The following is an 11,656-nucleotide window of genomic DNA, read 5'->3' on the forward strand; positions in this document are numbered from 1 at the left end:
AACATGATCCGATTGCAAAGGCAAACCCGCGCGCGGCTGCCGGCGTCGCTTCAAGCAAGCCCGCGCGCAATTTCCGTCACGACGTCGAATGCCGCATCGACATCGGCCGCCGTCGCCTCGAACTGGCCAGCCTGGAAGCGAATCGCGACGCGTCCATCCACGCGTGTCTGAGTGAGATAGATGCGGCCATCATCATTGATGGCGTTGACCAGGCTAAGATTGTGCTCGTCGGAATCGGCGCCCGCCGCTGCCCGATGCCGGAACGAAAACAGCGACAGCATCGGTTCGGTGACGATCTCGAAATCCGCCTCCCTTGCCAAGCGCGCGGCGAGGCCCTCGCTCCAGGTGACATGGTTGCGGATCATGGTGCGCAGTCCTTCCAGCCCATGGGCGCGCAACAGGAACCAGAGTTTCAGCGCCCGGAAGCGCCGGCCGAGCGGTACGGTCCATTCGGAATAGTTGATGATACCGTCATGGCCATGGGTCTTCAGGAACTCGGGTTTGATCGCCAGCGTGCGGACCAGGTCCTCGGGCTGACGAATGAACTGGACCGAGCAGTCGAATTGCGCGCCCAGCCATTTGTGCGGGTTGAAGACAACGGAATCCGCCTCTTCGACGCCGCTCCAGAAATGCCGGTATTCCGGGCAGATCATCGCCGATCCGGCCCAGGCGGCGTCGACATGCAAATAAAGCCCGTGCCGCTTGGCAACCGCGGCGACGGCGGCAATGTCGTCGGTGCCGCCGGTGCTGGTACCGCCAACGCTGGCGATGATGCCCGCAGGCAGCATACCGGCCTTGCGGTCGGCGATGATGGCCGATTCAAGTGCTGCCGTGTCCATGGCGCGAAACCGGCCGGCAACAGGAATGCGGACAAGGTTCTCCTCGCCGATGCCGGCAACCCAGATCGCGCGGTCGATCGAGGTATGGACCTGGTCGGAGGAATAGACGCGCACCCTTGCCTGCCCGGCCAGACCTTGTTTGTTGCCCTGCCAGTCGAGCGCCCGCTCCCGCATGGTCAGCACGGCCGCCAGCGTTGCCGATGAGGCCGAGTCCTGGATGACACCGGAGAACCCGTCAGGCAGGCCGAGTGCCTGGCGCATCCAGTCGACGGTGCGCGTCTCGAGTTCGGTCGCTGCCGGCGAGGTCTGCCACAGCATGCATTGCGCGGCCAGCGCCGAGACCAGATATTCGGCCACCACCGAGACAGGCGCCGCATTGGCCGGGAAATAGGCGAAGAAGCGCGGATGCTGCCAATGCGTCATGCCGGGTACGATCTTCTGCTCAAAATCGGCAAAGATCCTGTCCATCGGCTCCGCCGTTTCCGGCGGCGAGGCTTCGATGCTGCGGAAAATGGCACCTGGCGAAAGCGCCGGCCGAACCGGCCTTTCGCGCAATGTGTCGCGATAGTCGGCGCCCCAATCGGCGGCGCGCCTCGACCACGCACGGAATTCATCGTTGTTCATCGCATCCTCCCGAAACGCATCATGGCCGGCTCCCAACCAGCATCTTCCGCCGCTTTAATTAACACGTTAAATATAATGCAACCCAGCCGTAAGGCCGAAAGCGCCCTACCCGGGAAAGTCAGGCAGGCTGGCAAAGGCCGCTTTCAGCGCGCTCGACCACCCATCCGATATGGTGCGGTAATATTGATCGTCCTGGCCAATCCGCTTCTTCAGGCTGATCTTGAAGGCGTCCTTCTCGTAGAACAGCAGGTCAAGCGGCAGACCGACCGACAGGTTCGACTTCAGCGTCGAATCGAACGAGACCAATAGCAGCTTGACGGTCTCGGCCAGGCTCATCGTCTTTTCATAGGCGCGGATGATGATCGGCTTGCCGTACTTGGTCTCGCCGATCTGGAAGAACGGCGTGTCGTCAGTCGATTCGATGAAATTGCCTTCTGGATAGATCATGAACAGGCGCGGCGCGCTGCCCTTGATCTGGCCGCCGAGGATGAAGGAGGCATTGAAATAGGAATCCGCCTTCTCGCCTGCCGGCGAGGAATGGGCGATGACTTCCTTGACCGTGTCGCCAACCAGCCGCACCGTCTGGTACATGGACGGCGTTTCCAAGAGCGTCGCGTGGCGATCCGCCACCGCCTTGGTGCGCTCGTCGAGCAGGCTGACGACGGCCTGCGTCGTCGCCAGGTTGCCGGCCGACATCAGCACGATGACGCGCTCGCCCGACTCCTCCCAGACATGCATTTTCTTGAAGGTCGAGATCGAATCCATGCCGGCATTGGTGCGGGTGTCCGACATGAACACGAGTCCGCGATCAATCTTCAGGCCGACGCAATAGGTCATCGATTCTCTTTAGCAGCGATTCCGTTGGAATTACTGCTCTACCGTGACGGTGACGGCAAGCTGTTCTTGCGCTTGTCCCAGCCTGATCCCAGAAACCGGCGAGGCATCGCGATAATCCCGGCCGGTTGCCACTCTCACATAGCGCTCGTCGGGAGAAATACCGTTGGCGGCATCGAAGGCGACCCAACCCAGGCCTTGGACATGCGCTTCGGCCCAAGCATGGCTGGCCGCCTGCTGGACCATCGCGTCCATCATCAGATAGCCGCTGATATAGCGGGCCGGAAAACCCATGGCACGCGCGGCAGCGGTGAAGATATGGCTGTGGTCCTGGCAGACACCGGTTTTGAGCGCCAGCGCGTCCTCGGCCGGCGTCATGACATTGGTGGTCCCGGGCTTGTAGGCGACGCGCTCGCCGATGATGGCCATCAGCCTGTGCAATCGCTCGATGTCGGTGCCCTTGCCCACTGAGGCGGCAAGTTCGCGAATGCCTTCGCCAATAGCGGTCAACGTCGTCTCCTGGCCAAACAGCCAGAGCGGCGCAAAACCCTGATGCGGTCCCGAAACGCCCGTGGTGTCGCGCGTCACCACTTCGCCCGACGCTTCGATGGTGATGGCATGCTGCTCGCCCTCGACGCTCAGCAGCCGCGTGTCATTGCCGAAATGGTCGGTGAAGCGCACTTCCTCGCGCGCGCCGTCGATCCTCAGTTCCCACGACAGCACGGTCTGCGTGTGCCCGCTGAGCGGAAGCAAGCGCAGGCGCTGCAGCAGATACTGAACCGGCGCGTCGTAGCTGTATTCGGTCCGGTGGGTGATCTTCAGCCGCATGGGCGTCATTTTCCATTTGCGAGCATGATCTTGCGGGATCGTGCTCAGTAGAATTTGTAATCCTGCGCGATCTCGTCGCCGAGCCTGGTGTTGTCGCGAATGAAATTGGCCAGGAATTCATGCAGGCCGGCGTCGAATATATCCTTGATGGAGCCCGCCCTCAGCATGGCCTGGGTCTTGTCGGCGGTCGCATGGCAGGCATGGCGTTCGCCATAGTCGTCGCCGAGGAATTTCAGATGTTCGGCGAGGAAGCGGTAGCAGAAGGTCAGCGAGCGCGGCATGCGGACATTGAGGATCAGATAGTCGGCGATGTTGGTCGGCTTGTAGTCGGCTTCGTAGACCCAGCGATAGGAGCGGTGCGCCGAGACCGAACGCAGGATCGATTCCCATTGATAATTGTCGAGCGTCGAGCCGACCCAGGAGATCGACGGCAGCAGCACGTAGTATTTCACGTCGAGGATGCGCGCCGTGTTGTCGGCGCGTTCGACATAGGTGCCGAGCTGCGAGAAATCGAAGATCTCGTTGCGCAGCATGGTGCCGTAGAACGAGCCGCGGATCAGCGCCGTCTCGCGCTTGATCGCATCGAGAACACTTGGCAGGTCGCGTTCGTCGATGGGTCTCGCCAGCATGCGCTTCAGCGACATCCAGGCTTCGTTGATGCTTTCCCAGGTTTCGCGGGTCAGCGCCGTGCGCACCATGCGGGCATTGTTGCGCGCCGTCTCGATCGCCGACATCGTGCTCGACGGGTTCGAAGTGTCGCGCAAAAGGAAATCGGCGACATTGGCTGCCGTGTAGTCCTGGTATTTTTGAGTGAAGGCAACGTCCGCGCCGGCACTGAGCAGCACCGAATTCCACTCTTCCGAGGCATTCTGGGTGCGCGTCAGCGCCATGCGCAGGCCGGCATCGACCAGGCGGGCCATGTTTTCCGCCCGCTCGATGTAGCGGTTCATCCAGTAGAGCCCGTTGGCGGTGCGGCCGAGAAGCATGGGGAGAGGCCCTTCGGGCTAGTGAGTAGTGAATAGTGAATAGTGAATAGTATGTGCTTGAATATCGATGGAATATGGCATTGCGCTGTCCCTCTACTACTGCCTACTGACTACTCACTATTTCTACTCACTCATCTCAATCATCCAGCACCCACGTATCCTTCGTCCCGCCACCTTGCGAGGAATTCACGACCAGCGAACCTTCCTTCAGCGCCACACGCGTCAATCCGCCGGGCACGATCTGGATGCGGTCGGAGACCAGCACATAGGGCCTGAGGTCGACATGGCGCGGCGACAGGCCCTTTTCGGTCAGGATCGGGCAGGTCGACAACGCCAGCGTCGGCTGGGCGATGTAGTTAGACGGCTTGGCCTGGAGTTTCTTGGCGAAATCCTGGCATTCCCTCTTGGTCGCCGCCGGTCCGACCAGCATGCCGTAGCCGCCGGAGCCGTGCACTTCCTTGATCACCAGTTCGTGGATGTGCTCGAGCACATATTTCAGGCTGTCCGCCTCCGAACAGCGCCAGGTCGGGATGTTGCCGAGGATCGCCTTGCGGCCGGTATAGAATTCGACGATCTCGGGCATGTAGGAATAGATCGCCTTGTCGTCGGCGATGCCGGTCCCCGGCGCATTGGCGATGGTGATGTTGCCGGCGCGGTAGACATCCATGATGCCGGGCACGCCAAGGGCCGAGTCGGGACGGAAAGTCAGCGGGTCGAGGAAAGAATCGTCAACCCTGCGGTAGAGCACGTCGATCTGCTTGTAGCCTTCGGTCGTGCGCATCGCGACATGGCCGTCGACGACGCGCAGATCCTGCCCTTCGACCAATTGCACGCCCATCTGGTCGGCCAGGAAGGCGTGTTCGAAATAGGCGGAGTTGTAGCTGCCGGGCGTCAGCACGGCGATGGTCGGGGTGCCCTTGGTGCTCTGCGGTCGCACCGCCGCCAGCGACTGGCGCAGCAGCTGCGGATAGTTTTCCACCGGCCGCACCTTGATCTGCTGGAACAGCTCGGGGAAGAGCTGCATCATCGTCTCGCGGTTTTCCAGCATGTAGGAGACGCCGGAGGGCGTGCGGGCATTGTCCTCCAGCACGTAGAATTCGTTCTCTGAGATGCGGACGATGTCGACGCCGATAATGTGGGTGTAGACGCCGGCCGGCGGCCTGACCCCGATCATTTCCGGCAGGAAGGCCTCGTTCTTGGCCACCAACTCCCGGGGCACTCGGCCGGCGCGCAGGATTTCCTGGCGGTGATAGATATCGTCGAGGAAAGCGTTGAGCGCTTGCACGCGCTGCTCGATGCCTTGCGTCAGCCGGCGCCATTCATTGCCCGAGATGATGCGCGGAACGATGTCGAAGGGGATCAGCCGCTCGGAGGCTTCCTGTTCGCCGTAGACGGCGAAGGTGATGCCGGTTTTGCGGAAGACGCGCTCGGCATCCTGCATTTTCTCGGTAAGTCTGGCCGGATCCTGCTCCTTCAGCCAGCGGTCGTAAGCCGAATACGGTTTTCTCAATCCGGAAACTTCCGGAAGCATTTCGTCGAACGCTGCCAATCGCATACTCCCCTGTGACGCCATTTCACTGGCGTCGCCGGAGAAAATCAAGCGCAATCGGTGATTTGGGGCACGCCGGCGGTCAGTATGTCAGAACTGCCTAAGATTAAGGCAGCGCCGACAGGGCCGGGTCAGGCTCTGCCTTGCGCCCGGGCAAGCCTCGATTCGGTCAGAAGGCCCGGAAGGTAACGACGGTGAACGTGTCCTTGATTCCGGGCAGAATCTGCACCTTCTCGTTGACGAAGTGGCCGATGTCCTCTTCGTCCTCGACGTAGAATTTGGCGAGCAGATCGTAATTGCCGGCGGTCGAATAGATTTCCGAGGCGATCTCGGCATCGGCGAGCGCGCTGGCAACCTCATAGGCCTTGCCCAGGTCGCACTTTATCTGCACGAAAAACGCCTTCATTGCCCGGTCCTGCTTAGTCTCTGCGCGAATAAGCGGCCCTTGTGGCAGACTGCCGCCCGGCTTTCAAGCATTTGGGCGCTCAGGCTGCCGCCGCTGGCGTATCGTTGCGATTGTTCCGCCCTTGTTGAAACCACGGAGCGCTGCAATGCGTATGGTATAGTGTGTCGTCTTCGAACAGCGATTTCCCTGGGGACACCGGAGGCAGGCCATGCGCCGCACCTTACTGGCATTCGCAGTCGTTCCGTTCCTTCTAGTGTCTTCGGCGTTTGCCGGCGATGCCGAGATCAAGGCGGCGCAGACGGTCATCGACAGCCAACTGAAAGCCTTCATCGCCAATGACGGCGCCACCGCCTACAGCTACGCTGCGCCGAATGTGAAGCGGATATTCCCGACCGTCGACACCTTCATGAACATGGTGACCAATGGCTACGCGCCGGTGCGCCAGCCACTGAACTATTCCTTCGGCAAGGTGCAGCAGACGGGTCCGACCTCGATCGTCCAGCAAGTGCTGATCGTCGGGCCGGACGGCAAGGACTACGAGGCGGTCTATACGCTGGAGCAGCAGCCGGACGGCAGCTTCCAGATCACCGGCTGCAGCCTGCGCGCGTCGACCTCAGTCAGCACCTGAGCCCGGTCACATCGTCGGAATATCGCCCCGCGCCCAGCCTTCGGAAATCTCCGTCGCGCGCGCTTCGAAGGCGCCGGCTTCGATCGCGGCGCGAATGTCCTGCATCAGCTTCTGGTAGTAGGATAGATTGTTCCAGGTCAGCAGCATCGCACCCAGCGCCTCCTGCGAGCGCACCAGATGATGCAGATAGGCGCGTGAGTAGTCGCGCGCGGCCGGGCAATCGCTCTCCTCGTCGAGCGGGCGCGGATCGTCGGCATGGCGGGCATTGCGCAGATTGACCTTGCCGCGCCTGGTATAGGCGAGGCCGTGGCGGCCGGCGCGGGTCGGCATCACGCAATCGAACATGTCGATGCCGCGCGCCACCGATTTCAATATGTCGTCCGGCGTGCCGACGCCCATCAGATAGCGCGGCTTGTCTTTAGGCAGTTCGGCGCAGGTGATGTCGAGCATGTCGAGCATCACCGCTTGCGGCTCACCCACGGCCAGGCCGCCGACGGCATAGCCCTTCAGCTCCATCGCCTTCAGCGCTTGCGCCGAGCGCACCCTGAGCGAGGGCACGTCACCTCCCTGGACGATGCCGAACATCGCCTTGCCCGGCTGGTCGCCGAACGCCGTCTTGCAGCGATCGGCCCAGCGTAGCGACAGTTCCATGGCGCGCTCGATCTCCTTCTCCTTGGCCGGCAGCGCCGTGCATTCGTCGAGCTGCATCTGGATGTCGGAATCGAGCAGCCCCTGGATCTCGATCGAACGTTCGGGCGACATCTCATAGGCGGCGCCGTCGATATGCGAGCGGAAGGTGACGCCTTTTTCGGTGAGCTTCCTGAGCTTCGACAGCGACATCACCTGAAAACCGCCGCTGTCGGTCAGGATCGGATGCGGCCAGCGGGCAAATTCATGCAGGCCGCCGAGCCGCGCCACGCGCTCGGCGCCGGGCCGCAGCATCAGGTGATAGGTATTGCCCAGGATGATGTCGGCGCCGAGGTCGCGCACCTGGTCCATATACATGGTCTTGACGGTGCCGCCGGTGCCGACCGGCATGAAGGCCGGCGTGCGGATCTCGCCGCGCGGCATATCGATCACGCCGCACCGCGCCTTGCCGTCCGCCGCCAGCACGTTGAAGGAGAAAGCCTCAGCCATTGAATTCCTTGTCGTGCATCGGCGCGCCGGGTGCCTGTTTGTCCAGCGACTGCCGGTAGCGGATGCAGCCGCGCATGAATTTTGGCCAGGGCGGCACGGCAATCGCCGGTTCGGTCTTTTCCGGCAAAAGATCCCACAGATCCGGATGATGCCAACAGAGGTCATGGCCGGTGGCATCGCGATGCTGGCGAATGCCGGCGCGCAATTTCTTCACTTCCGCGATCAGGGCGTCGCGGTCCATTCCATCGAGATCATCGTCCATCGCTCGTCTCCGCTCGGTAAAGCAGGCTCGCATCTCCGTAGGAGTAGAATCTGTAACGGCTCTCGATGGCATGCGCATAGGCTGCGCGCATCGTTTCGAGGCCGGAGAAGGCCGAAACCAGCATGAACAGCGTCGAGCGCGGCAGATGGAAATTGGTCATCAGCATGTCGGCGGTCCTGAAGCGGTAGCCGGGGGTGATGAAGATGTCGGTCGGGCCGGACCATGCGACGAGCGTGCCATCCGCGCGCGCAGCACTCTCCAGCAGGCGCAGCGAGGTCGTGCCGACGGCGATGATGCGTCCGCCCCTCGCCTTCGCCGCGTTGAGCGCCTCGGCGGTCTCGTGGCCGACCGAGCCGGTCTCGGCATGCATCTTGTGGTCGGCGGTGTCTTCGGCCTTGACCGGCAGGAAGGTGCCGGCGCCGACATGCAAGGTGACGAAGCGGCGTTCGATGCCTTTGGCATCGAGTGCTGCAAACAGCTCCGGCGTGAAATGCAGGCCGGCGGTGGGTGCGGCGACCGCGCCCTCCTCCCTGGCATAGATGGTCTGGTAGTCGCTGCGGTCGCGCTCGTCGTCGTCGCGCTTGGAGGCGATATAGGGCGGCAGCGGGATATGGCCGACGGCGTGCAGCGCCTCGTCGAGGAAAGCGCCGGAAAGATCGAAGCCGAGCAGCACCTCGCCGGCCTCGCCCTTCTCGATCACCGTGGCGTCGAGCTGGCCGAGGAAGCAGGAATTGCCGTCATGGCCGAAATGGATGCGGTCGCCGGCAGCGATGCGCTTGCCCGGCCGCATGAAGGCCCGCCAGCGGTCCGGCGCCACCCGCATGTGCAGCGTGGCCTCGACCTGCGCCTGCGCTTCGCCGCGCCGCCTGATGCCTTTCAGCTGCGCCGGAATGACCTTGGTGTCGTTGAAGACCAGCACGTCGCCGGCTTCGAGAAACGATGGCAGGTCGCGCACCGTCCGGTCATTAAGCCCCTCGACGGGCCTGACCACCAGCATGCGCGCGCTGTCGCGCGGCTCGGCTGGTCGCAGCGCGATACGCTCCTCCGGCAATTCAAAATCGAAGAGATCGACGCGCATCAGTAAAGCCGGATAAGCAGCGCTCCGGCCAGCAGCAGAACCGCACCGGCGACACGGCCGAGCGAAATCTCGCGCACGGCGACGCCAAGGAAGCCGGCGCGGTCGATGAGCATGCCGGCCAGCAACTGCCCGGCGACCAGGAACGCCATCAGGGCGGCGGCGCCGATGCGCGGCGTCAGAATGGTCGAAAGCGTGACGTAGAAGCCGCCAAGCATGCCGCCGGCAACGAACAACCAAGGCGCCGGCGCCTTCCAGTCGAGCGAGATGCCCTGCAGCTTCACCACCGCGACGGCGATAATGCCGAGCACGATGGCGACGGACAGGAAGGAGAATGCGGCCGCGGCAACCGGGAGACCCAGGCCGCGCGCCAACTGCGAATTGATGGGCGCCTGTACGGCGATGAAGGCGCCGGACAGGATGCCGAGCAAGGACCAGACAGCGCCCATCATCGTCCTGCCTTACTTGACGTCGGCCGCAACCTTCAGCGACACGATCTTGTCGGGTTCCTGCACCGGCTCGCCGCGCTTGATCTTGTCGACATTGTCCATGCCTTCGATGACCTGGCCCCAGACCGTGTACTGACGGTTGAGGAAGGCGGCGTCGTCGAAGCAGATGAAGAACTGCGAGTTGGCCGAATTCGGGTTCTGGGCCCGGGCCATCGAGCAGGTGCCGCGGGCATGGTTGGCGTTGGAGAACTCGGCCTTCAGGTCCGGCTTGTCGGAGCCGCCCATGCCGGCGCGGGACGGCGCAAAAGTCGGCTTCGAGGAATTGCCGAACTTGACGTCGCCGGTCTGCGCCATGAAGCCGTCGATGACGCGGTGGAAGACCACGCCGTCATAGGCGCCTTCGCGTGTCAGTTCCTTGATGCGGGCGACGTGTCCGGGCGCCAGATCGGGCAAAAGTTCGATGACGACCTGGCCCTTGGTCGTTTCCATGATGAGCGCGTTCTCGCGGTCCTTGATCTCAGCCATGTCAGATATCCTTTTGAAAAAACATATTTATTTGTCGGCGGCAATGCGCACTTTGATCATCCGGTCGGGGTCGGTGACCGCACCGTTGTCGGCCTCGTCGCCCTTCTTGATGTTGTCGACCAGTTCCATGCCGCTGACGACATTGCCGACGATGGTGTACTGGCCATCGAGCGGCGGCGCCGGCGCGAACATGATGAAGAACTGCGAGTTGGCCGAATTCGGATCCTGCGAGCGGGCCATGCCGACCACGCCGCGCTTGTAGTGTTCGCTCTGCGAGAACTCGGCCGGCAAGTCAGGAAGATCGGAACCGCCGGTGCCGACAGCCTGGGAGTTGAAGCCCTTCTTCATGTTGCCGAACTTGACGTCGCCGGTCTGCGCCATGAAGCCGTCGATGACACGATGGAAGGCGACATTGTCGTAGGCGCCTTCGCGCACCAACTTCTTGATCTGCGCGACATGCTTGGGTGCGAGGTCGGGACGCAGCGCGATGGTGACGTCGCCGTCCTTCAGCGTGATGATCATCGTATTTTCCGCATCGGCGGCGAAGGCCGAAACGGATGCGGTCACAAGACCGGCGAGCACGACGAGGAACGAGGCGAGCTTTTTCAGCTGCATGGTCTTCTCCGATAAACCTATTTTGCGAATTTGGCGGTGAGCGCACCGGCAACAGCCGCCGGCACGAAGGGGCGGATGTCGCCTCCCATCGAAGCTATCTGGCGGACAAGTGTGGCGGTAATGGTTCTGACCGAAGGGCTGGCGGGCAGAAAAACCGTCTGCAGTTCCGGCGCCATGGTCTCGTTCATGCCGGCCATCTGCATCTCATAGTCGAGGTCGGTGCCGTCGCGCAGGCCGCGGATCATGATCGAGGCGCCCTCTCTCCTGGCCGCTTCGATGACCAGCCCGTCGAAGGCCACGACCCTGATGCGGGCGCCGTCACTGCCGAATTCGGCCTTGGTGGCGATCTCTATCAATTTGACCCTTTCCTCGAAGGAAAACAGCGGCTTCTTGCCAGGATGGATGCCGATCGCCGCATAGACGATGTCGGCGACGGCCAGCGAGGCCTTCAGCACGTCGAGATGGCCGTTGGTCAGCGGGTCGAAGGAGCCGGCATAGAGGGCGATGCGTTCGGTCATGGCTGGTGCTTCTAGCGGGCGCGCGGGCGGAAGGCAAATCCGATCGAGATCACATCCGTGAACCTTTTCGCAGACATGAACGACAGATGAATGCGTTGATCACGAAGGCTTCACGCAGCGTTCACTAGGTTGCCACTTCAGATGATGAAACCAAATCCCCATCTAACCGTTATTAGGCGCAGGAGAACACGCACATGCTGATCTACATGCTAGCCGCCGCAATGACCGTCGTCATGCTGATCGCCACTGTATTCGGGCTGCATCAGGAAGCTGAGCGCGTTCGCGCCAGGGTCACCACAAAGCGCTTCGAAGGTTTTGGCCCCCGCAAGCCGCACCGCAACTTCTGAATCTCGCCGAAGAGTTTTCGACCGCGCCGGCCCA

The 11,656-nt window shown here is 62.3% G+C and carries 15 protein-coding genes; 2 read left to right on the forward strand and 13 right to left on the reverse strand.

The genetic code is table 11. The annotated features are described in order from the left end of the window. Positions 1–50 precede the first annotated feature (50 nt). The 6 genes from DH08_RS08190 to DH08_RS08215 all read right to left on the reverse strand — a co-directional run bounded on the left by DH08_RS08190 (position 51) and on the right by DH08_RS08215 (position 6,066). Entirely contained in the window at positions 51–1,463 is a 1,413-nt protein-coding gene (locus tag DH08_RS08190) for a pyridoxal phosphate-dependent decarboxylase family protein (RefSeq protein ID WP_192178837.1), read from the reverse strand. A gap of 105 nt (positions 1,464–1,568) precedes the next feature. After that, complete coding sequence (locus tag DH08_RS08195) at positions 1,569–2,300, reverse strand: proteasome-type protease (RefSeq protein WP_192178838.1); 732 nt, start codon at positions 2,298–2,300, stop codon at positions 1,569–1,571. A gap of 30 nt (positions 2,301–2,330) precedes the next feature. Then, positions 2,331–3,125, reverse strand: coding sequence for a transglutaminase family protein (locus DH08_RS08200; RefSeq protein WP_192178839.1), 795 nt, complete (start codon positions 3,123–3,125; stop codon positions 2,331–2,333). A gap of 44 nt (positions 3,126–3,169) precedes the next feature. Beyond that, positions 3,170–4,111 carry an alpha-E domain-containing protein gene (locus DH08_RS08205; protein ID WP_192178840.1) on the reverse strand — a complete coding sequence of 314 codons (942 nt, stop codon included), beginning with the start codon at positions 4,109–4,111 and terminating at the stop codon, positions 3,170–3,172. 136 nt (positions 4,112–4,247) lie between these two features. Continuing rightward, a complete protein-coding gene (locus DH08_RS08210; protein WP_192178841.1) occupies positions 4,248–5,660 on the reverse strand; it encodes a circularly permuted type 2 ATP-grasp protein in 1,413 nt (470 codons plus the stop codon). A gap of 169 nt (positions 5,661–5,829) precedes the next feature. After that, entirely contained in the window at positions 5,830–6,066 is a 237-nt protein-coding gene (locus tag DH08_RS08215) for an Lrp/AsnC family transcriptional regulator (protein WP_192178842.1), read from the reverse strand. Between the two features lie 208 nt (positions 6,067–6,274). Between DH08_RS08215 and DH08_RS08220 the strand changes: the two genes are divergently transcribed. Continuing rightward, the gene (locus DH08_RS08220) at positions 6,275–6,694 is read left to right on the forward strand and encodes a DUF4864 domain-containing protein (RefSeq protein WP_192178843.1); all 420 of its coding nucleotides are present in this window, start codon (positions 6,275–6,277) and stop codon (positions 6,692–6,694) included. 6 nt (positions 6,695–6,700) lie between these two features. Here the strand turns inward: DH08_RS08220 and tgt are convergent, their stop codons facing one another. The 7 genes from tgt to coaD form a co-directional block, all read right to left on the reverse strand. Continuing rightward, positions 6,701–7,831, reverse strand: a complete 1,131-nt coding sequence (gene tgt, locus DH08_RS08225; RefSeq protein WP_192178844.1) for a tRNA guanosine(34) transglycosylase Tgt — start codon at positions 7,829–7,831, stop codon at positions 6,701–6,703. Then, complete coding sequence (locus DH08_RS08230) at positions 7,824–8,093, reverse strand: hypothetical protein (protein ID WP_192178845.1); 270 nt, start codon at positions 8,091–8,093, stop codon at positions 7,824–7,826. The genes tgt and DH08_RS08230 overlap by 8 nt, the downstream gene beginning before the upstream one ends. Continuing rightward, the gene (gene queA, locus DH08_RS08235) at positions 8,083–9,171 is read right to left on the reverse strand and encodes a tRNA preQ1(34) S-adenosylmethionine ribosyltransferase-isomerase QueA (RefSeq protein WP_192178846.1); all 1,089 of its coding nucleotides are present in this window, start codon (positions 9,169–9,171) and stop codon (positions 8,083–8,085) included. The genes DH08_RS08230 and queA overlap by 11 nt, the downstream gene beginning before the upstream one ends. Further along, on the reverse strand, positions 9,171–9,620 hold the full coding sequence (locus DH08_RS08240) for a DMT family transporter (protein ID WP_192178847.1): 450 nt from the start codon (positions 9,618–9,620) through the stop codon (positions 9,171–9,173). The genes queA and DH08_RS08240 overlap by 1 nt, the downstream gene beginning before the upstream one ends. Positions 9,621–9,629: 9 nt before the next feature. Then, positions 9,630–10,142, reverse strand: coding sequence for a peptidylprolyl isomerase (locus DH08_RS08245; protein ID WP_192178848.1), 513 nt, complete (start codon positions 10,140–10,142; stop codon positions 9,630–9,632). A 27-nt stretch (positions 10,143–10,169) separates the two neighbouring features. Next, positions 10,170–10,664, reverse strand: a complete 495-nt coding sequence (locus DH08_RS08250; RefSeq protein ID WP_246800749.1) for a peptidylprolyl isomerase — start codon at positions 10,662–10,664, stop codon at positions 10,170–10,172. 110 nt (positions 10,665–10,774) lie between these two features. Continuing rightward, a complete protein-coding gene (gene coaD, locus DH08_RS08255; protein WP_192178850.1) occupies positions 10,775–11,275 on the reverse strand; it encodes a pantetheine-phosphate adenylyltransferase in 501 nt (166 codons plus the stop codon). A gap of 194 nt (positions 11,276–11,469) precedes the next feature. Here coaD and DH08_RS08260 point away from each other — a divergent pair, with 194 nt between their 5' ends. Further along, positions 11,470–11,622, forward strand: coding sequence for a hypothetical protein (locus DH08_RS08260; protein ID WP_192178851.1), 153 nt, complete (start codon positions 11,470–11,472; stop codon positions 11,620–11,622). Positions 11,623–11,656 lie beyond the last annotated feature (34 nt).

This window comes from Mesorhizobium amorphae (assembly GCF_014843845.1).
In the GTDB taxonomy this organism is placed as follows: domain Bacteria; phylum Pseudomonadota; class Alphaproteobacteria; order Rhizobiales; family Rhizobiaceae; genus Mesorhizobium; species Mesorhizobium amorphae_A.

Coding starts and splice junctions, on each gene's coding strand:
- DH08_RS08190 (WP_192178837.1), bottom strand. CDS start 1,463: ATGAACAACGATGAATTCCGTGCGTGGTCGAGGCGCGCCGCCGATTGG.
- DH08_RS08195 (WP_192178838.1), bottom strand. CDS start 2,300: ATGACCTATTGCGTCGGCCTGAAGATTGATCGCGGACTCGTGTTCATG.
- DH08_RS08200 (WP_192178839.1), bottom strand. CDS start 3,125: ATGCGGCTGAAGATCACCCACCGGACCGAATACAGCTACGACGCGCCG.
- DH08_RS08205 (WP_192178840.1), bottom strand. CDS start 4,111: ATGCTTCTCGGCCGCACCGCCAACGGGCTCTACTGGATGAACCGCTAC.
- DH08_RS08215 (WP_192178842.1), bottom strand. CDS start 6,066: ATGAAGGCGTTTTTCGTGCAGATAAAGTGCGACCTGGGCAAGGCCTAT.
- DH08_RS08220 (WP_192178843.1), top strand. CDS start 6,275: ATGCGCCGCACCTTACTGGCATTCGCAGTCGTTCCGTTCCTTCTAGTG.
- tgt (WP_192178844.1), bottom strand. CDS start 7,831: ATGGCTGAGGCTTTCTCCTTCAACGTGCTGGCGGCGGACGGCAAGGCG.
- DH08_RS08230 (WP_192178845.1), bottom strand. CDS start 8,093: ATGGACGATGATCTCGATGGAATGGACCGCGACGCCCTGATCGCGGAA.
- queA (WP_192178846.1), bottom strand. CDS start 9,171: ATGCGCGTCGATCTCTTCGATTTTGAATTGCCGGAGGAGCGTATCGCG.
- DH08_RS08240 (WP_192178847.1), bottom strand. CDS start 9,620: ATGATGGGCGCTGTCTGGTCCTTGCTCGGCATCCTGTCCGGCGCCTTC.
- DH08_RS08245 (WP_192178848.1), bottom strand. CDS start 10,142: ATGGCTGAGATCAAGGACCGCGAGAACGCGCTCATCATGGAAACGACC.
- DH08_RS08250 (WP_246800749.1), bottom strand. CDS start 10,664: ATGATCATCACGCTGAAGGACGGCGACGTCACCATCGCGCTGCGTCCC.
- coaD (WP_192178850.1), bottom strand. CDS start 11,275: ATGACCGAACGCATCGCCCTCTATGCCGGCTCCTTCGACCCGCTGACC.
- DH08_RS08260 (WP_192178851.1), top strand. CDS start 11,470: ATGCTGATCTACATGCTAGCCGCCGCAATGACCGTCGTCATGCTGATC.